The following is a 19,227-nucleotide window of genomic DNA, read 5'->3' on the forward strand; positions in this document are numbered from 1 at the left end:
CTGGTTGAACGGGCACGGAACGCGCCGCAATGAAGGGCAGTATCGCGGTTCGGCGCGTTTCGCGGCAGTGGCGCGATCGACAAGTTCCAGTAACATCGCGCCATGCACAATCATCTCGTCGTCGCGCTCGCCTACGATCGCCTCTGCACGTTCGAATTCGGCTGCGTGGTCGAACTGTTCGCGCTCGAGCGCCCGGAACTTGGCGTCGACTGGTATCGCTTCGCGGTATGCGCGAGCGAGCCGGGGCCCGTGCGCGCGGCGGGCGGCATTACCGTTGCCGCGGCCTACCGGCTCGCGACGCTCGATCGCGCGGACACCATCGTGATTCCCGGCTGGCGCGATCCGGACGAGCTGCCGCCCGAGCCGTTGCTGAAGAAGCTGCGGGCCGCCCACCGGCGCGGTGCGCGGCTCTGCTCGATCTGTTCGGGCGTGTTCGTGCTGGCGGCGGCCGGCGTGCTCGACGGTCTCACCGTGACGACTCACTGGCGGTATGCGGAACGCCTGCAGGCGCGTTATCCGGCGCTGCGCGTGAATCCCGATGCGCTGTACGTCGACGAAGGGCAGATCGTCACGTCGGCCGGCTCGGCGGCGGGGCTCGACATGCTGCTGCATCTCGTGCGCCGCGATCACGGCGGCGCGATCGCGAACCGCGTCGCGCAGCGACTCGTGCTGCCGCCGCATCGCGACGGCGGGCAGGCGCAGTTCGTGCCGCGTCCGGTCGCACCGGGCGGCACCGACCGGCTCGCGAAGCTGATCGACTGGATGCGCGCGCATGCGGCCGAGCCGCACACGCTCGCATCGCTCGCCGCGCAGGCTGCGATGAGCACGCGCACATTGCAGCGTCAGTTCGCGGACGCGACGGGAATGTCGCCGCTCGCGTGGCTGATCCGCGAACGCGTGAACGTCGCGAAGGACATGCTCGAAGCGCAGCCCGCGTTGTCGCTTGCGCAGATCGCGGCGCGTGCCGGCTTCGGTTCCGAGGAATCGCTGCGCCGGCATTTCCGGCGCGTCGCGGCGACGAGCCCGGCCGCGTACCGGCGCGGGATGGATCGCGGCGGCACGTAGCACGCGCCGAACGCGGCCGTTCGTGCGCGATGATGAAAAGAACCACCCATGTGGCGACGGCCACTCATTCCGAAAAAGGATGCCGATGACGATGCTGCCTTCCCGTTTGCCGTTGATCCAGGCCCCGATGGTCGGCTCGCTGAGCCCGCTCGCGATTGCCGTGTGCGAAGCCGGCGGGCTCGGTTCGCTCGCGTGCGCGGCGCTCGGCCCGCAGCAGTTGCGCGACGAGATCGCGGCGATCCGTGCGTGCACGGCCGCGCCGTTCAACGTGAATTTCTTCTGTCATGCGCCGCCCGCGCCCGATGCCGAGATCGATGCGCGCTGGCGCGCGGCGCTCGCCGGCTATTACGCGGAAGCCGGGCTCGACCCGGCCGACGTGAAAGGCGGCCCCGGCCGCGCGCCGTTCGACGATGCGATGTGCGCGGTCGTCGAGGAACTGCGGCCGGCCGTCGTGAGCTTCCATTTCGGACTGCCGGACGATGCGCTGCTCGACCGCGTGCGCCGCACAGGGGCGCAGGTGGTGTCGTCCGCGACGACCGTCGAGGAGGCGCGCTGGCTCGATGCGCGCGGCGTCGACGCGATCGTCGCGCAGGGGGCGGAGGCCGGCGGCCATCGCGGGATGTTCCTGACCGACGATATCCACGCGCAACCGGGCCTGTTCGCGTTGCTGCCGCAGATCGTCGATGCAGTCCGCGCGCCGGTGATCGCAGCCGGTGCGATCGCCGACGGGCGCGGCATCGCGGCCGCGTTCGCGCTCGGCGCCCGCGCGGTGCAGATCGGCACCGGCTACCTGCTGACGCCGCAGGCCGGCCGTTCGGCGCAGCATCGAGCGGCCGTGCGCGCCGCCCGCGACGACGGCACGCGCATGACCAACCTGTACACGGGCCGTCCCGCACGGGGGCTGCTGACGCGCTTCATGCGCGAACAGGGGCCGATGAGTGCGCTCGCGCCCGCGTTTCCGCTCGCGACGGCCGCGGTCGATCCGCTGCGCGGCGCGTTCGAGCGGCAGGGCCGCGACGATTTCTCGCTGCTGTGGTCGGGCGAGGCCGCGGCGCTTGCGCGGGAAGAGGATGCAGGTGAACTGACGCGGCGCCTGTGGGACGACGCGCTGGCGTGCGCCGCGGGGCTGCGCGACGCCTTCCCGCAGGCTGTCTGAACGGCCGAGGAAGGGGGCGCCGGCGGGGGAGCATCGGCGTATGATCTGGATTTTCGTCAGCCCGATCCAGGCACCCCCACCATGACCTCCGTCGACACTACCCCCGTCCTCGACCATGACAAGCTCGTGACCTTCATCGAGCGCAAGTGGAACGATGAAATCCTCCACGCCCTGACCGACTACATCGAGATTCCCGCGAAGAGCCCCGCATTCGATCCCGACTGGGCGAAGCACGGTTATCTCGAGCGCGTCGTCACCGACGCCGCGCAGTGGGCCGAACGGCAGCCCGTGAAGGGCCTGAAGCTGGAAATCGTGCGTCTGCCGGGCCGCACGCCGGTGATCTTCTTCGAGTCGCCGGCCACGCGCTCCGGCAGCACCGACACGATCCTGCTGTACGGCCACCTCGACAAGCAGCCCGAATTCGACGGCTGGCGCGCGGACCTCGGCCCGTGGACGCCGAAGTTCGAGAACGGCAAGCTGTACGGCCGCGGCGGCGCGGACGACGGCTATGCGATCTACGCGAGCCTCGCGGCGCTCGGCGCGCTCGACGAGCAGGGCATCGAACGGCCGCGCTGCGTCGGCCTGATCGAGACCTGCGAGGAGTCGGGCAGCTACGACCTGCTGCCGTACGTCGACGCATTGCGCGACCGGCTCGGCCAGGTATCGCTCGTCGTGTGCCTCGATTCGGGCGCCGGCAACTACGACCAGATGTGGCTTACCACGTCGCTGCGCGGCCTCGTGTCCGGCGACCTGCAGGTCGAGGTGCTGGAAGAAGGCATCCACTCGGGCGTGTACGGCGGCATCGCGCCGTCGAGCTTCCGCGTGATGCGCCAGCTGTTCGAGCGCCTCGAAGACGCGAAGAACGGCAACCTGCTGCCGGGCGCGTTCCATTGCGAGATTCCGTCGAGCCGCGTGCGCGAAGCCGAAGCGGCCGCCGCGATCCTCGGCGACACGGTGTGGAAGGGGCTGCCGTGGGCGTGCGGCCAGGATGGCAAACCCGTGCTGCCGACCACGACCGATCCGCGCGAGGCGCTGCTGAATTCGACGTGGCGTCCGTCGCTGTCGGTGACGGGCGCGGCCGACCTGCCGGCGCTCGCCGATGCGGGCAACGTGCTGCGTCCGCGCACCGCGTTCAAGCTGTCGCTGCGCCTGCCGCCGCTCGTCGATGCCGCGCAAGCCGTGCAGCAACTGAAGGAACTGCTCGAACTCGATCCGCCGTACAACGCGAAGGTCACGTTCAAGCCGGACGCGGGCGCCGCGACGGGCTGGGCGGCGCCCGATCTCGCGCCGTGGCTCGCATCGTCGCTCGACGCCGCATCGCGCCGCCACTTCGGCGCGGATTGCGCGTACATGGGCCTCGGCGGCACGATCCCGCTGATGAACGTGCTGCAGGAAGGCTTCCCCGCAGCGCAATTCATGGTGTGCGGCGTGCTCGGGCCGAAGTCGAACGCGCACGGCCCGAACGAGTTCCTGCACGTGCCGTACGCGAAGAAGCTCACGGCGGCGGTGGCCGACGTGATCGCGACCGCGCGCTGATCGTCGCAACGTCCGACGTACCGATTGCCCGACCCGAACTGACTTGATGGAATGTTGCCGATGACCGCACTGCCGACGCCCGATACCGAACCGCTGCGCATGCGCGCCGAACCGCTGCATGCATTCGTCGCGGCGCTCTGGGAACGGGCCGGCAGCCACCCGCGCGAGGCGACGCTCGTCGCCGATCACCTGCTCGGCGCGAATCTTGCGGGCCACGATTCGCACGGGATCGGGATGATCCCGAATTACGTCGCATCGTGGCGGGAAGGGCAGTTGCAACTGAACGCGCACGCGTCGATCGTCCGCGACGGCGGTGCGGTGCTGACGATCGACGGCGGGCGCGGCTTCGGCCAGGTGATCGCGTTCGAGGCGATGGTCGAAGGGATCGAGCGCGCACGGCGCATGGGGATCTGCGCGATCGGGCTGCGCGACGTTCATCACCTCGGCCGCATCGGGCACTGGGCCGAGCAGTGTGCGCGCTCGGGGCTCGTGTCGTTCCATTTCGTCAACGTGCCGGGCGACCTGCTGGTCGCGCCGCTGCACGGCACCGATTCGCGTTTCGGCACGAACCCGTTCTGCGCCGCGTATCCGCGGGCGGGCAAGCCGCCGCTGCTGCTCGATTTCGCGACGAGCGCGATCGCGTACGGCAAGACGCGGGTCGCATACAACCAGGGCAAGCGGGTGCCGGCCGGGTCGCTGATCGACCATCGCGGCGAGCCGACCGACGATCCGGCCGTGATGCACGAGCAGCCGTTCGGCGCGCTGCTGCCGTTCGGGCTGCACAAGGGGTATGCGCTCGCGGCAATGTGCGAGATCTTCGGCGGCGCGCTCGTGGGCGGGCATACGACGTACGGCGATACGCTGCAGAAGACGAGCGCGATCGTCAACGGGATGCTGTCGGTGCTGATCGATCCGAAAGCGTTCGACGCGGCCGATGCCGAACGCGAAGCCGATGCATTCGTCGCGTGGGCGAAGGCGTCGCCGCAGGCCGGCGATGCGCCGGTGCGGGTGCCCGGCGAGCCGGAAGAGGCGAGCCGCGCCACACGCGGCACGGCCGGCATTCCGGTCGACCGCGCGACGTGGCGGCAGATCCGCGAGAGCGCGGCGGCCGTCGGTTTCGACGCGGCCGAGCTCGATGCGTGGACGCAGCGCTGCGAGGCATCCGCATGAGCTGGCAGGCGGAGAAGGCGCACGGCGAGGAAATCGCGTATCAGCTTGCGCCGCTCGGTACGGTCGCCGTCGCACGGTTCTTCAGCGGTGCGGCCTTGCGGCTCGACGGCGTGATGTTCGGCTTCATGTCGCGCGGGTCGCTGTTCCTGCGTGTCGACGACGTGAACCGCCCGGCGTTCGTCGCGGCGGGGATGGGGCCGTTCTCGTATGCACGGCCCACGCGCACCGTCGCGCTCGAGGGCTATTACGAAACGCCGGCCGACGTGCTCGAGGATGCGGGCGCGCTGTTCGACTGGTGCCGCAGCGCGTATCGCGCGGCGCTGCTGGCCGGGCCGCCGAAGCGCAAGGCGAGGGCGGCGTCGAAGACGGTATCCGGGGCGGGGCCGAAAGCCGCGCCGAAAGCTGCAGCGAAAACCGCAGCGAAACCTGCACCGAAACCTGCACCGAAACCTGCACCGAAACCGGAGCCGAAAAAGGTATCCAGGCCAGCGGCGAAATCCGCATCGAAACCGGCGTCGGCGCAGAAAACGAAACCGGCATCGAAATCATCGCCCGCGCCGACTCCGAAGCCAGCGACGAAGCGCAAGCAGACGTAGTACCGATCACGAGAAGCGACAGCCTCGCGATTTTCGCTTTCCTTACTTTCTCGCCCGTCGCGGCCGACCAGCACGCTGCGCGAACAATTTGCCCGCACGATCCGGCGCCCGAACGCATCGAGCTTGACGCGCCGCACATCGTGCATGCTTCACAACGGCGGCCCCGGCGTTTATGATCGGCGCGGGTTGCGCCCGTGCCTCGCGCGACCCGCGCCGGCCTCGCCGCCGGCCCCGCGAACGGCGCACCGGACGCCGCGCGGAACGCTTCCCCACTCATCATTCCAGACGGAGACAGCCGATGCTCGTCCTGATTCTCGGTTTAGCGATCTTCCTCGGTGTGCATTCGATTCGGATCGTCGCCGACGGCTGGCGGTCCGCGACGATCGCGCGGATCGGCGAGAAGGGCTGGAAGGGCGGTTACGCGCTCGCGTCGATCGTCGGCTTCGTGCTGATCATCTGGGGGTACGGGATCGCCCGTACGGGCGGGACGTTGCTGTGGGTGTCGCCGGTCGGCGTGCGCCACCTGACGGGCATGCTGACCGCGGTCGCGTTCGTGCTGATCGCCGCATCGTATGTGCCGCGCAACCGGATCAAGACGCTCGTCGGGCATCCGATGCTGGCCGGCGTGATGGTCTGGGCGGTTGCGCACCTGCTCGTGAACGGCACCGTGCACGCGGTCGTGCTGTTCGGCGCGTTCCTCGTGTGGTCGATCGTCGATTTCGTCGTGTCGCGTGCGCGGGATCGCCGCGACGGTGTCCGCTATCCGGCCGGCGCGCTGGCCGGCGACGTCGCGGCTATTGTGGCCGGACTCGTCGCGTGGGCCGTGTTCGCGCTGTTCCTGCACGGCCCGCTGATCGGCGTGCGGCCGTTCGGCTGAACGGAACGCGCACGCCGGTCGGCCTTTCGCGCGTCAGCGGCGCTTCGCGCCGGCTGCCTGCCTTGCGGTTTGCTCATCAATTGCCGCGGTCGCGGCACGGATGAGCGTGGGTTCAGATCGGTTTGACGAACAACCCGATGGTCAGCGCAGCGCCGATGCAGACGATCGCGATGCGCAGCACGCGTTCGTTCACGCGATGCAGCGCCCACGCGCCGAGCAGGCCGCCGACGATTGCGCCGGCGCCGAGCGCGATCGCCGCGCGCCAGTGCAGGTGCGGCGACGTCAGGAACAGCACGACGGCCGATGCATTCATCACGCCCGCGAGCGCATTCTTCGTCGACATCGCGTGACGTGGCGGCAGGCCGGCCATCGTCAGCGCGGCCATCATCAGGAATCCGATGCCGCCGCCGAAGTAGCCGCCGTAGATCGCGATCAGGAACTGCGAGACCCCGGCCGAGACGGGGCCGAGATGTTGCGCGCCGGCGCCCGGTTTGCGGAAGAAACTGCCCCACGCGAACACGACCGTCGCGAACAGCACGAGCCACGGCACCAGGTGCGAGAAGATCGACGACGGCGTTTTCAGCAGCAGCAGGCCGCCGAGCGCGCCGCCGGCCACGCTGATCGCGAACAGTGCGCGAAACGGCAGCCTGCCCACGCCGCTCACCATGTTCCGGCTCGCCCAGCCCGTCGTGACCTGGCCGGGGAACAGTGCGACCGTCGACGTGATGTTGGCCGCGAGCGGTGACATCCCCGACACGATCAGCGCGGGCAGCGTGACGAACGAACCGCCGCCCGCGAGGGCGTTCTGGAGGCCGGCCCAGAGGCCGGCGAGGATGATGAGGGCGAGCATCGGTGCGGGAACGGGGAGGTGGGGCTTGCTTGCCGGAAGCGGGCAGGCGCGGCGGACGCACGATGGTAATGCAGGATCGCGGGCGCGGGAAGGAACAACGCGGCGGGATAATCCGGCGCGCCGATACGGAACGTCCGCCGCATCGTGGCGGGGTCGAACGTGCCGGCCGGATCCGGCGGAAAACCCCGATTTAACGCTTCATTACGATGGGCTTACCGGAAAGATGCTAGATTCGCCACCGATATCTCATAAAGCGGAAAGGGGCAGACAGATGCTGAAGAAATTGGCCGGGATGGCAGTGGTGGTCGGTGCGACTGCGGTGGCGTCGCTGCCTGCCGTGGCAGGCGACACGAACAACGCACTGGGCGGCGCGCTGGGTGGCGTCGGCGGCGCGGCGGTCGGCAACGCGATCGGCGGGAGCACGGGTGCGATCATCGGCGGAGCCGTGGGCGGCGGCGCAGGCGGTGCGGTGACGTCGAACAAGCGGGAACGCACGGGCGCGGTCGTCGGCGGCGCACTGGGCGGCGGCGCGGGCGCCGCTGCGGGCAACGCGATGGGCGGCACGGCCGGCAGCCTCGTCGGTGCCGCCGTCGGCGGCGGCGCGGGTGCGGCGCTCGGTGGCCACGTGTCGCGCAACAACGCGCGTTCCAACGATCATTACCACGGCAACAAGCACAAGAACAAAAAGCGCTACAAGCACGACGACTGACCCGCGGTTCCCCGGCGAGCCGCGGTGGGGGCGAGCGCACGGCGGCGAAGCGAGTATCGTCGCGACGTCGTCCCGCACGTCCCCCGGCGAGGATAGCCGGGTAAGCCTCCGTGATCGCGGTGCACGAATGACGACGGAGGCGGTCAATGGTCGCAACGGAACTCCCTCGAATCCGTACGTGGAAAACGATTCTTCGGCAGCGGAGAGAATGGCCGCCTCGAGCGTGTCGCGCCGGCTCGCCGGCCGCCCGACGGCGGTGCCATGGCGATCGCCCAGCGACATCGCATCTGCGTTGGGCTCGGTGACGAAGTCGACGCATCCCTGCAAGTCGTCATAACCGAGCATGTGGCATACGTGCAGGCCGACGTCGAGGATGCGCAGGATGTTGCCGCTGTCGACGGGATACCACGGACCCTTGATCGAAACCTGACCGAAGCTCACGTTGATGCCGGCGCGATCGAGCTCCGCCACACGCGTAATGCCGCGTCGTTTCGGGAAGGTGTCGAAACGCCCCGGCAGGTGAATGCTTTCGGTCAGACACGAAACAAAATGGATTCCCGAATCGGTCGATCGGGATTTCGATCGGGATTTATTTCGTGAAACGTAGGCGAGCCAAGGCGGAATATCGGTGTGAAAGTCAATAGAAGCGTCTAAAATTTCTGTCATTCGATCGCAATGCACTGAATGTACCGTGTTTTTGCGCGGAAGCCGTGCCGGTCGGCCATGCAGCGCCTGGTGAGGCTCGCGCGGGCTCCGCTGCGGCAGGCTTTGCTTCACCGGCCGGCTTGCGAGCGCGATGCGCGGATCGACGCAATCGAATCGGTTTTGTTTTATTGTTCATTCGCGTGCATCGTTTCATTTAAATCAGATACGCATCGTGTCCGGTTGCGATTTATTGCAACGCGGTGCACAATCGTTCACAAGTGCAATAAATCCGCAGCGGATTTTCTCAGCGGCACGAATACTCCCCGCCATTCACTGCCCGCCATGTCGGCGGACGCATGATCGTGCGTCAGGCTCGGCGGCGCGACTGCCGATTTCCGGTCTATCGCGAATCACGGAGCACATACGCTCGAGGCACGATGCCGTTGGCCCATCGGCCGGCCGGTCCCGACAGTACAGCAGAGCGCAACATGGCGACTTCCATCGACCTCAATCTTCTCGTCGTTCTGGACGCGTTGCTGTCCGAGAACAGCGTCGTGGGCGCGGCCAACGCGCTCGGCCTCAGTCCGTCCGCACTCAGCCGCTCGCTCGCGCGGTTGCGGGTGATGACGGGCGACCCGTTGCTGGTGCGGGCAGGGCGCGATCTCGTCCCGACCCCGCGCGCGCTCGAGTTGCGCGACAGGGTGCATGCGCTCGTCGTGGAGGCGCATTCGGTCATGTGCCCGTGCGAGCGGGTCGACATGAGTACGCTCAAGCGCACGTTCTCGATTCGCGCGAACGAGGCATTCGTCGAGACGTTCGCGCCGGCGCTGCTCGAACACGCGTCGCGCGCCGCGCCCGACGTGCGACTGCGCTTCGCGCCGAAACCCAACAAGCACGTCGATGCGCTGCGCAACGGCGACATCGATCTCGAAGTCGGCGTGATCGGCCAGGCCGGCCCGGAACTGCGCGTGCAGGCGCTGTTTCGCGACCGCTTCATCGGCGTGGTCCGCGCGGATCATCCGCTGGCGACCGGCGAAATCACGCCGCAACGCTTCGCGTCGTTTCCGCAAGTGAGCGTGTCGCGCCGCGGGCAGTTCAACGGCCCGATCGATACGCTGCTCGATTCCCTCGGCATCGTGCGCACGGTGACCACCGTCGTGTCGAGCTTCCCGACCGCGCTGTCGCTCGCGCGCGGCTCGGACTTCGTCGCCAGCGTGCCGGAGCGGCAGACCGAGCGGTCCCGCGTCGGCATGTACAGCTTTACGCTGCCGTTGCCGATCGCGGACCTGACCGTCTCGCAGATCTGGCACCCGCGTTTCGATCGCGACCCCGCGCATCGCTGGCTGCGCGATTGCGTGCGCAGGATCTGCGCACCGCGCGTGGCCGATGCGATCGCGCCCGTTAGTCAGGCGGTCGCTTCAATGTGACGCGTCATGCAACTCTGGTGGCGTGCGTCAACGTCATTGATACATTGCGTCTCATGCATCTTCCGAAGCGTAAATCGATTCGGTATGCTCGATTCCATTGTGACAACACCGGAGATAATGGGTAGGACGATCGTTGCTTTTGAATTCGCCGAATATTCGTGACGCCTTTAAATAATAAACATCCAATCCGAGGGGTATGTGAATTGAGGTGAACGATGGAAATAATGAATCTGAAACATTGGCGTCTTATTCTGGATGGAGAAACGAATGATTCAGTGTGCGGCGAATATAGAGGCTCCCGTGGATGTCGCGCTGAGTATGCGCGAATGCGAGGTATTGCGATGGGCGGCGGAGGGGAAGACAGCGTATGAGATCGGCATCATTCTCGGCCTGACCGAGCGGACGATCAATTTCCATATTTCGAGATCGATCGTCAAGCTCAACGCGTCCAACAAGACCAATGCGGTCGTGAAAGCCGTGTTGATGGGCCTGATCGTGTTTGCATGAACGGCACCGGGGCGTCCGTTCGTGGACGCCCGGTTGCGGCATCAGATCGCGCCCTGGAACGACAGCACGCGCGTCCTGAACTCTTCCGGCACGGGTACCGTGGTCTTGCTCCCGTAGTCGAACATCACATGCGTGGACACGGCCCGCGCAACCACCGCATGATCGTCGGCCGAATCGTCGGTGTCCGCCTGCCCGTCGCGCACCATCAGGTATTCCAGTTCGAAGCTCTTCGAGCCGAAGCGCGTGACGCTGCTGCGGACCGTGATCGTATCGCCGTACTGCGCGGGCTTCAGATATTCGCACGAGGTCTTGACCATGATGTGCGGCAGCTTTTCCGAATAGGGCAGCTCGAGCAGATCGTGCATGTAGGTCAGGTACGCGTGCTGCAGATAGTCGTAATAGACGGGGCTGCTCACATGGCCCATCGCGTCCGTTTCCCGATACTTCACGTCGATTCGGGTTTCAAAATATTTCCTTGTCATTACGAGGCTCCTTGGCAGAACGGCTGGTGAGAACGTGTTTTTGCAGGAGTTAAGTTAGACGTGATCCGCATATCGGAATACTGTCGGAAATCACAGATATCCACTATGTGAAATGCTTCTGAGATAAATGACAGTATCACCGGGGATTTGACCGCGCTCTAATTGCCTCCGTAAATCGGCATCCGATCAGCGAGAGTGGAGCGTTAAATGGAAAAACCCGTTGAGGCAGCGTTGACGCAAGGCGTGGCGGTGATCAGTGCGCAGCGGTTGCGCACCGAGTTGCCCTGCGATCCCGGCCTGGCACGGTCGATCGGCGATGCGCGGCGCGCATTGGCGCGCATCATCGCGGGCGAGGACGACCGGCTTGCGCTGATCGTCGGCCCGTGTTCGATCCATGATGCGGAGGCCGCGCTGGCGTTCGCGCGCCGGCTCGCGCCGCTGCGCGAGCGGTACGCCGATGTGCTCGAGATCGTGATGCGCGTCTATTTCGAAAAGCCGCGCACCACGGTCGGCTGGAAAGGGCTGCTGAACGACCCGTATCTCGACGGCAGCTTCCGGATCGAGGACGGCCTGCGCGTCGCGCGCAAGGTGCTGCTCGGCATCAATGCGCTGGGCTTGCCGGCCGCGACCGAATTTCTCGATCCGATGACCGCGCCGTATCTCGACGACCTCGTGTCCTGGGGCGCGATCGGCGCGCGGACGACCGAATCGCAGATCCATCGCCAGGCGGCATCGGGGCTCGACCTGCCGATCGGCTTCAAGAACGGCACCGACGGCAACGTGAAGGTCGCGATCGACGCGATCCGCGCGTCGCGCGTGTCGCACAGTTACCTGAGGTCGTCCGTGTCCGGCAGCGTGGAAATCGCGACCACGCCCGGCAATCCCGACACGCATATCGTCTTGCGCGGCGGCAAGACCCCGAACTACGACGCCGCCAGCGTCGCGGCCGCCTGCGCCGCGCTGCGCGACGCACATCTTCCCCCGTACGTCGTGATCGACGCGAGCCATGGCAACAGCGGCAAGCAGACCCGCGCGCAGATCGACGTCTGCGGCAACCTCGCCGCGCAACTGCATCGCGGGGAGCGCGCGATCGTGGGCGTGATGATCGAGTCGTTCCTCGTCGAGGGGCGGCAGGACCTGGTGCCGGGCACGCCGCCGGTGTTCGGCCAAAGCATTACCGACGCATGTCTCGGCTGGGATCACACGGCCGAACTCGTCGAGCAGTTGGCTGCCGCGGCGGTTGCGCGGCGGCGTTCGCCAGCCGGCTTCATCGCGCACGGCGCCGCCGTCGCGAGGCAGGCCGTTTCTTACTGAATGAAAGGAGCTCTCTTGAACTCACCCATCGACATTGCCCGCGCGCTCGACTGGAAAGGCGACGGCGCCAGCCGCACACCATACGAGGCGTATACGAGTGAAGCGCTGTACCAGCGGGAACTCGAGCGCCTGTTCTACGCGAATCACTGGTGCTACATCGGCCTCGAGGCCGAAGTGCCGTCTCCCGGCGATTTCCAGCGCACGGAAGTCGGCGAGCGATCCGTCGTGATGACGCGCACGGAGGACGGCGAGATCGTCGTCTTCGAAAACGCGTGTGCGCACCGCGGCATGCAGTTCTGCCGCGAGCGCTCGGGGAAAGCGAAGGATTTCCACTGCCCGTATCACCAGTGGAACTACGATCTGAAGGGCAACCTGATCGGTGTGCCGTTCCGGCGCGGCGTGCGTCAGGGCGGCACGATCAACGGCGGCATGCCGGCGGATTTCGAGCCGGGCAAGCATGCGCTGCGGCGCCTGCGCGTGTCGACGCGCGGCGGTGCCGTGTTCGCGTCGTTCGACGAGAACGTCGAATCGTTCGAGGATTTCCTCGGCCCGCGCATCCTGCCTTACTACGATCGCCTGTTCCACGGCCCGAAGCTGACCGTGCTCGGCTACACGCGGCAGCGCGTGCCGAGCAACTGGAAGCTGATGGTCGAGAACATCAAGGATCCGTATCACGCGGGGCTGCTGCATACCTGGTTCGTCAACTTCGGCCTGTGGCGCGCGGACAATCCCGCGAGGCTCGTGACCGATGCGCATCACCGGCATGGCGCGATGGTGTCGATCCGCAGCGGCGGCGGTGGCGGCGAGGTGACCCACAACGTGACGAGCTTCAAGGAGCGCATGACGCTGCACGACGACCGCTTCCTCGATGTCGTGCACGAACCATGGTGGGGCGATCCGACCGTCGTGATGCTCACGCTGATGCCGAGCGTCATCATCCAGCAGCAGGTCAATGCGCTGTCGACGCGCCGCATCCGGCCGATCGGCCCGGGCGTATTCGACTACGTGTGGACGCATTTCGGTTTCGAGACCGACACCGAGGAAATGACGCGGCGCCGTCTGCGTCAGGCCAATCTGTTCGGGCCGGCCGGCTTCGTGTCGGCGGACGACGGCGAGGTCATCGAATGCGTGCAGCAGAGCTTCGAGCAGATCCAGCACGGCAACGTCTACAACGAGCTCGGCGGCCGGCAGATCGACGAGCAGACCGACCATATGGTCAGCGAAACGCTGGTGCGCGGCATGTACCAGTACTGGCGCCAAGTGATGGAGGCCTGAATGAGCACGATCACGACACGAACGGGCCGGCCATCCGCCGAGCCGCACGCGGGCGGCGCGAACTTCGAGGATTTCTATTCACTCGTCCAGCTCAATGCGAGGTATGCGGCCGTGCTCGACGGCGGCGACTGGGACGCGTGGCCGGAATTCTTCGTCGAGCAATGCCGGTACACGGTGGTGCCGCGCGAGAACCACGAGCGCAACCTGCCGCTCGCCGTGATGGACTTCGAGAGCAAGGGCATGCTGAAGGATCGCGTCTACGGGATCAAGGAGACGCTGTTCTTCGATCCGTACTATCAGCGTCACGTGATCGGGCTGCCGCTCGTCACGTATCTCGACGACACGGTGATCGAGGCGGAGACGAACTACGCGGTGCTGCGCACGAAGACCGAGCAGATGAGCGACGTGTACAACACCGGGCGCTACCTGGACCGGATCGTGCGCACGCCGCACGGGCTGCGTTTCGAGTCGCGCATCTGCGTCTACGACAGCGAGATGATTCCGAACTCGCTGATTTATCCGATCTGAACGAGGTGCCGAAAGTGACTACGGAATGGATCGATGCAGTCGCGCCGGAAGCGGTGCGCGCCGACGGAATACTGGGCGTCTGGGTGGGCGGCCGCGACATCGCGCTGTATGCGGTCGGCGACGAGATCTTCGCGACCGAGAACCAGTGCACGCATGGCGACGCGCGATTGAGCGACGGCTTCCTGCTCGACGACGAGATCGAATGCCCGCTGCATCAGGGGCGCTTCAGCGTGCGGACCGGCATTGCGCTGTGCGCGCCGCTGACGACGTGCGTGCACACCTATCCGGTGAAGATCGAGAACGGCCGCGTGTTCGTGCAGCTCGCGCCGGCCGATGCGGCGACGCCCGCGGAGGCGCGATCATGAGCGCGTACGTGGTGTTCGATATCGACGTGCACGACGTCGACGCATACCAGGCGTACCGCCGGCTCGGCGCGCCGACGGTGGCCGCGTACGGCGGGCGCTTCCTGGTGCGCGGCGCCGAAGTCGAGACGCTGGAAGGAGACTGGGCGCCGAAGCGCGTCGTCGTGCTCGAATTCGAGTCGGCGGAGCGCGCCCGCGAGTGGTATCGGTCGGAGGGCTATCAGGCGGCGAAGCGGCTGCGCGAGCCGGCCGCGCGGACGATCGGCATCCTTGCCGACGGCTACGTGCCGGTGGCCGGCGATCCGCGTTAAGCGGCGCAGGTGAAGGGGCTCCGCGCCGTGTCGATCGGCGCGGAGCCCCTTTTTCGTTCGGGGTGCCGTCGAGCGCGGCCCGCGCGGTCGATTCATCGGTGACGGCGATGCGATCCGGCAGAGGCTTCTGCCGCCCGCCGCCCGGTTACCCGGTCGGTCGCTCCCGCCGGGCGAGAAGGCTTCCGGATGTTCGTCCTCGCGCGTCACGCATGGCGGTAGCGGATCGACCAGACCGTCAGCAGCGTCGCGCCGAACAGCAGCAGGCAGCCGAACGAGAAATCGTTCAGCGCGAGCATGTGCGCTTCGACGTCGATCGCATGCGAGACCGACGCGAGCGCGGCGGACGGCGACAGCCCCGCGTGACCGAGCCGCGCAAACCAGTCGCTGGACGCGAAATCGTACGGCGTGATGTGGTCGACGAGATAGGTGTTGTGCACGCGGGAACGACGCTCGAAGTAAGTCGGCGCGACCGAGGTCGCGACGCTGGTGCCGATCCGGCGCAGCGCGTTCTGCAGCCCGGATGCCGCGGGCAGCCGCTCGCGGGGCAGCCCGGCGAGCGAAAGCGACACGAGCGGCGTGATGAAGAATGCGGTGGCGGCGCCCATCAGCAGCGAATTGGCGGCGATGTCGCCGAGGGTCACGTCGCTGTTGAAATGCATGCGCCAGAACGAGGCCGCGCCCCAGCCGACGAGCGCGACGGTCGCGAGCAGGCGCGGGTCGGTGCGGCCCTGGAAGCGGCCGAGCAGCGGCGCGATCACGATCCCCGCGACGCCGAGCGGCGCGGTGGCGATGCCGGCCCAGGTGGCCGTGTATCCCTGCTGGGTCTGCAGCCACAGCGGCACGAGCACCAGCGCGCCGAAGTAGAGCCCGAAGCCGACCGTGATCGCGAGCGTGCTCGTCGTGAAGTTGCGGTCCGCGAATAGCCGCAGGTCGACGATCGGATGGCTGTCGGTCAGCTCCCAGAGGATCAGCGCGACGAACGACGCGATGGCCACGACCGCCAGCAGGCGAATTTCGTCGGAGGCGAACCAGTCGAGGTTCTGGCCGCGATCGAGCAGCAACTGGAACGAACCGAACGCGGCGGTGAGCAGCAGCAGCCCGACGATGTCGACCGGCAGCCGCCGCGTCGCGTTGTCGCGTCCCTTCAGCAGCCGCGCGAGCACGCCCAGCACGAGCACGCCCGGCGGCACGTTCACGTAGAAGATGTACGGCCAGCTCAGGTTGTCGGTGATCCAGCCGCCGGCGATCGGCCCGAGCACCGGCGCGACGAACGTCGTGGTCTGCCACACGGCCAGCGCGACGTGGCGGCGCGTCGACGGGAATACCGCGAGCAGCAGCGCCTGGGACAGCGCGGTGATCGGGCCCGACGCGGCGCCCTGGAGCGCGCGAAACAGCAGCAGCGACTCGAAGTTCGGCGCCATCCCGCACAGGATCGACGTGAGCACGAACAGCAGCACCGACACGCGGAACAGCCGCACCTGGCCGAAGCGCTGCGTGAGCCAGCCGGTGAGCGGCAGCGTGATCGCGAGCGGCGTCGCGAACGAGGTCAGCATCCACGTACCCATGTCCGGTGCGACGCCGAGATCGCCTGCGATGGTCGGGACGGCGACGTTCGCGATCGTCAGGTCGAGCGTCTGCATGAAATTCGCGACGCTGACCGCGATCGCGACGAGCGCCAGCGGCATGCCGGCGAGCGGCTCCAGCGGCAGTTTCGGCGCCGCGTTCCGGGCGAAGAAGCGCATCGTCAGGCTCCCGGTGCGAGCGGGCGTGCGCCGCTGTTCGCGCGAATCGTCTCGATGACGAGCGCGTCGCCCGCTTCGTCGTCGTCACGATAGATCGACGTGGCGTCGATCGACCGGCGCGCTTCGGACGGACGGGCGGGCGGCGACGCCGATGCGGTGCCGGGGCCGTGATCGACCGGCACCGAGGCCGTCATCGACAGGCCGATACGCAGCGGGTGCGCGCGCAGCTCGGCAGGATCGAGCGCGATCCGGACCGGCACGCGCTGGACGACCTTGATCCAGTTGCCGGTCGCGTTCTGCGCGGGCACGGCCGCGAACGCGGCGCCGGTGCCGGCCTCGAGCCCGACGACGCGCCCGTGGAACACCACGTCGCTGCCGTACAGGTCCGAGAACAGCTCGACCGGCTGCCCGGCGCGCATGCCGCGCAGTTGCGATTCCTTGAAGTTGGCCTCGACCCACACGTGATCGAGCGGCACGAGCGCCAGCGACGGCGTGCCGGGCGACACGTGCTGGCCGACCTGCACGACCCGGCGCGTGACGAGCCCGCCGAGCGGCGCGTGGATTTCGGTGCGGCGCAGCGCGAGCGCCGCGCTGCGGACCCGGGACGCCGCCGCGCGCACGAGCGGATTGGTGTCGATCGACGTGCCGTCGGTGCGCGCGAGCGTCGCGTCGTAGGCGGCCTGCTGCGCGTTCAGCGCGGCTGCCGCGCCGTCCATCGCATCCCGCGCATGGCGAAGATCCTCGCGCGACACGCCGCCGTCTTGCGCGAGGCTCAGCCGGCGCTGCAGGTCGTCGTTCGCCTTGGACCATTCGGTGCGCCGCACCCGGATCTGCGCTTCATCGCGCACCGCGTCCGCATGCGCGGTGCGGTATTGGCGCACCGCGTGCGCGAGTTGCGCGACCGCTTCGTCCAGCGCGAGCCGGGCATCGGTCTTGTCGACGCTGAAGAGCAGGTCGCCGGGACGGACCCAGTCGGCGTTCTGCACGCGCACGGCGTCGACGGTGCCGCCGATCTGCGGCGAGATCTGCACGACGTCGCCGGAGACGTACGCGTCGTCGGTCGTCTCGGTGCCGCGCGTGGTGGCCCACGCGACGGCGGCGAGACCGGCCGCGCCGGCGAGCGCGATGAAGAACCAGCGGAAGTAGCGCCGGCGCGCGCGTTGCAGCGCGGGCTCGGCGGCGGGAGATTCGGGACGGTTCATTGTGTGACTCCAGTGGAAGTGGCGCCGCCGAGCGCGGCGATCAGGCGGGCATGCTCGATCGCGAACGACGCGTCCGCACGGGCGACCGATGCGCGATCCTCGAGCAGCCGGCCTTCGGCGAGCAGGACGTCGAGGTAGCCGGAAATGCCTTTCCGGTAGCGCTGCGTTTCGAGGGTGTAGGTCTGTTGCGCGCGCGACAGCGCCTCGCGCTGAAGCGCGCGCTGCCGGCCGAGCGTGTCGATCTGGACGAGGGTGTCGCTGACCTGCGCGAGCGCGTTGACGACCGTGTCGTCGTACACCGCGACGGCGGCGTTGTAGGCGGCGGTTTGCGCACGCAGGCCGGCACGCAGGCGCCCGCCCTCGAAAATCGGCAGCGTGATCGCGGGGCCCGCGCCGAACGTGCCGCTGTTGCCGTGGAACAGCGCGCGGAAGCCGAAGCTCTGCACGCCGGCGAAGGCCAGCAGGTTGACATCCGGATAGAACGCGGCGCGCGCCGCGTCGATGTTCGCCGCTTCGGCTTCGACCCGGTAGCGCGCGGCCAGGACGTCGGGCCGGCGGCCGATCAGCGCCGCGGGCAGGACGGCCGGCATCGGCAGCGCCGCTGCCGGCGGCGCGGCGGGCGTCAGCGCATCGGCGTAACCGGGCGCTCGGCCGACGAGCGCGGCGAGCCGGTGGCGCAGCCGGGCCGAGGCGGCCGCATGCGTGTCGATGTCGGCTTGCGCGTGCGGAATCGGTTCGCTCGCCTTGAGCACGGCGACCTGCATGTCGAGTCCGGCGTCGGCGCGTTGCGACGTGAGGCGCAGCAGATAGCTGTGTTGCTGCAGCGTATCGCGCGCGATCGCGAGCAGTCGCTGTTCGAGCGCGAGCTGCAGGTACGTCTCGACGATCGCCGCCTGCAGCGACACGGCAGCTGCGCGCTCGAGCGCGCGCTGCTGGTCCGCACGCAGCGCGGCGGCGCGCGCCAGCGCTTGCTGCCGGCCGGCGATGTCGAGATCCCACGACGCGCCGAGGAGCGCCTGCGCGTCGACCTGCCAGTGTCCGGCCGCGGGCGGCGGCGTCCGATAGCTGCCCGGCAGGCGCGTCGGCACCGCGCTCGCCGTCGCGCCGAGCTGCGGCAGCAGCGCGGCGTTTTCGACGTCGGCGTCGGCCAGCGCCTGCGCGACACGTTCGCGCTGCGCCTGCAGCGTCGGTGCGCCGGCCAGCGCATCGTCGACGAGGCGATCCAGCTGCGCGTCGCCGAACGCGGTCCACCAGCGTTCGGCGATCGTCGGCGAGCCGGCGCCGGCGGAGCGGATCGCGGCGCCCGCATCGAGCTGCTCGACGGGCGTGATCCGGGCCGCCGGGCGTTGCGGGCCGAACGGGGCGCAGCCGGCGATCGCGAGCGCGGCGAGCGCGGGAACCAGGCGGCGGGCGCCGCACGCTCGGTCGATGAGTAGAGGCATGGTCGGTTTCCTGTCGCGTAAAGGCGAACGA

General features: G+C 68.1%; 18 protein-coding genes and 2 pseudogenes. 14 read left to right on the plus strand and 6 right to left on the minus strand.

What is annotated here, in order from left to right; translation table 11 throughout:
• Window positions 1-102 precede the first annotated feature (102 nt).
• The 6 genes from ftrA (at window position 103) to HWX03_RS17800 (ending at window position 6,400) form a co-directional block, all read left to right on the plus strand.
• Window positions 103-1,065 (plus strand): transcriptional regulator FtrA, encoded by a 963-nt coding sequence (ftrA, locus tag HWX03_RS17775; RefSeq protein ID WP_175872052.1) that lies wholly within the window; start codon window positions 103-105, stop codon window positions 1,063-1,065.
• Between the two features lie 85 nt (window positions 1,066-1,150).
• The gene (locus tag HWX03_RS17780; RefSeq protein WP_175872053.1) at window positions 1,151-2,221 is read left to right on the plus strand and encodes a nitronate monooxygenase; all 1,071 of its coding nucleotides are present in this window, start codon (window positions 1,151-1,153) and stop codon (window positions 2,219-2,221) included.
• A gap of 81 nt (window positions 2,222-2,302) precedes the next feature.
• Complete coding sequence (locus HWX03_RS17785; RefSeq protein WP_175872054.1) at window positions 2,303-3,757, plus strand: M20/M25/M40 family metallo-hydrolase; 1,455 nt, start codon at window positions 2,303-2,305, stop codon at window positions 3,755-3,757.
• A 60-nt stretch (window positions 3,758-3,817) separates the two neighbouring features.
• The gene (locus tag HWX03_RS17790) at window positions 3,818-4,927 is read left to right on the plus strand and encodes a malate/lactate/ureidoglycolate dehydrogenase (RefSeq protein ID WP_175872055.1); all 1,110 of its coding nucleotides are present in this window, start codon (window positions 3,818-3,820) and stop codon (window positions 4,925-4,927) included.
• Complete coding sequence (locus HWX03_RS17795) at window positions 4,924-5,523, plus strand: TfoX/Sxy family protein (RefSeq protein ID WP_175872056.1); 600 nt, start codon at window positions 4,924-4,926, stop codon at window positions 5,521-5,523. The genes HWX03_RS17790 and HWX03_RS17795 overlap by 4 nt, the downstream gene beginning before the upstream one ends.
• 298 nt (window positions 5,524-5,821) lie before the next feature.
• Window positions 5,822-6,400 (plus strand): NnrU family protein, encoded by a 579-nt coding sequence (locus HWX03_RS17800; protein WP_175872057.1) that lies wholly within the window; start codon window positions 5,822-5,824, stop codon window positions 6,398-6,400.
• Window positions 6,401-6,512: 112 nt separating this feature from the next.
• Here HWX03_RS17800 and HWX03_RS17805 read toward each other — a convergent pair whose 3' ends face one another.
• Entirely contained in the window at window positions 6,513-7,250 is a 738-nt protein-coding gene (locus HWX03_RS17805; RefSeq protein ID WP_174434032.1) for a sulfite exporter TauE/SafE family protein, read from the minus strand.
• Window positions 7,251-7,521: 271 nt separating this feature from the next.
• On the opposite strand from HWX03_RS17805, the gene HWX03_RS17810 reads away from it, so the two are divergent.
• Entirely contained in the window at window positions 7,522-7,959 is a 438-nt protein-coding gene (locus tag HWX03_RS17810; RefSeq protein ID WP_175821904.1) for a hypothetical protein, read from the plus strand.
• 234 nt (window positions 7,960-8,193) lie between these two features.
• On the opposite strand, the pseudogene HWX03_RS36935 reads toward HWX03_RS17810, so the two are convergent.
• Window positions 8,194-8,520, minus strand: a pseudogene (locus tag HWX03_RS36935) (amidohydrolase family protein); the annotation flags it as partial.
• 572 nt (window positions 8,521-9,092) lie between these two features.
• Here HWX03_RS36935 and HWX03_RS17820 point away from each other — a divergent pair.
• The gene (locus HWX03_RS17820) at window positions 9,093-10,031 is read left to right on the plus strand and encodes a LysR family transcriptional regulator (protein ID WP_175872059.1); all 939 of its coding nucleotides are present in this window, start codon (window positions 9,093-9,095) and stop codon (window positions 10,029-10,031) included.
• A 309-nt stretch (window positions 10,032-10,340) separates the two neighbouring features.
• Window positions 10,341-10,538 (plus strand): annotated as a pseudogene (locus HWX03_RS17825) (LuxR C-terminal-related transcriptional regulator); the annotation flags it as partial.
• A gap of 41 nt (window positions 10,539-10,579) precedes the next feature.
• Here HWX03_RS17825 and HWX03_RS17830 read toward each other — a convergent pair.
• Window positions 10,580-11,020, minus strand: coding sequence for a thioesterase family protein (locus HWX03_RS17830; protein WP_047902668.1), 441 nt, complete (start codon window positions 11,018-11,020; stop codon window positions 10,580-10,582).
• A gap of 207 nt (window positions 11,021-11,227) precedes the next feature.
• Between HWX03_RS17830 and HWX03_RS17835 the strand changes: the two genes are divergently transcribed.
• The 5 genes from HWX03_RS17835 to HWX03_RS17855 are packed head-to-tail and all read left to right on the plus strand — an operon-like array spanning window position 11,228 to window position 14,810.
• Window positions 11,228-12,334, plus strand: coding sequence for a 3-deoxy-7-phosphoheptulonate synthase (locus HWX03_RS17835; protein ID WP_175872060.1), 1,107 nt, complete (start codon window positions 11,228-11,230; stop codon window positions 12,332-12,334).
• Between the two features lie 15 nt (window positions 12,335-12,349).
• Window positions 12,350-13,609, plus strand: coding sequence for a Rieske 2Fe-2S domain-containing protein (locus HWX03_RS17840; protein ID WP_174434038.1), 1,260 nt, complete (start codon window positions 12,350-12,352; stop codon window positions 13,607-13,609).
• Window positions 13,610-14,137 carry an aromatic-ring-hydroxylating dioxygenase subunit beta gene (locus tag HWX03_RS17845; protein WP_175872061.1) on the plus strand — a complete coding sequence of 176 codons (528 nt, stop codon included), beginning with the start codon at window positions 13,610-13,612 and terminating at the stop codon, window positions 14,135-14,137.
• A 14-nt stretch (window positions 14,138-14,151) separates the two neighbouring features.
• Window positions 14,152-14,502, plus strand: a complete 351-nt coding sequence (locus HWX03_RS17850; protein WP_069617317.1) for a non-heme iron oxygenase ferredoxin subunit — start codon at window positions 14,152-14,154, stop codon at window positions 14,500-14,502.
• Window positions 14,499-14,810, plus strand: a complete 312-nt coding sequence (locus tag HWX03_RS17855) for a DUF1330 domain-containing protein (protein ID WP_174434040.1) — start codon at window positions 14,499-14,501, stop codon at window positions 14,808-14,810. The genes HWX03_RS17850 and HWX03_RS17855 overlap by 4 nt, the downstream gene beginning before the upstream one ends.
• 203 nt (window positions 14,811-15,013) lie before the next feature.
• Here HWX03_RS17855 and HWX03_RS17860 read toward each other — a convergent pair whose 3' ends face one another.
• The 3 genes from HWX03_RS17860 to HWX03_RS17870 are packed head-to-tail and all read right to left on the minus strand — an operon-like array spanning window position 15,014 to window position 19,196.
• A complete protein-coding gene (locus tag HWX03_RS17860; protein ID WP_175872062.1) occupies window positions 15,014-16,552 on the minus strand; it encodes a DHA2 family efflux MFS transporter permease subunit in 1,539 nt (512 codons plus the stop codon).
• A 2-nt stretch (window positions 16,553-16,554) separates the two neighbouring features.
• Window positions 16,555-17,754, minus strand: a complete 1,200-nt coding sequence (locus HWX03_RS17865) for an efflux RND transporter periplasmic adaptor subunit (RefSeq protein WP_175872063.1) — start codon at window positions 17,752-17,754, stop codon at window positions 16,555-16,557.
• Window positions 17,751-19,196, minus strand: a complete 1,446-nt coding sequence (locus HWX03_RS17870; protein WP_175872064.1) for an efflux transporter outer membrane subunit — start codon at window positions 19,194-19,196, stop codon at window positions 17,751-17,753. Before HWX03_RS17870 ends, HWX03_RS17865 begins: the two co-directional genes overlap by 4 nt.
• Window positions 19,197-19,227: the final 31 nt, after the last annotated feature.

Origin of the sequence: Burkholderia sp. BCC0397, assembly GCF_902832865.1 — a bacterium.
In the GTDB taxonomy this organism is placed as follows: Bacteria; Pseudomonadota; Gammaproteobacteria; order Burkholderiales; family Burkholderiaceae; genus Burkholderia.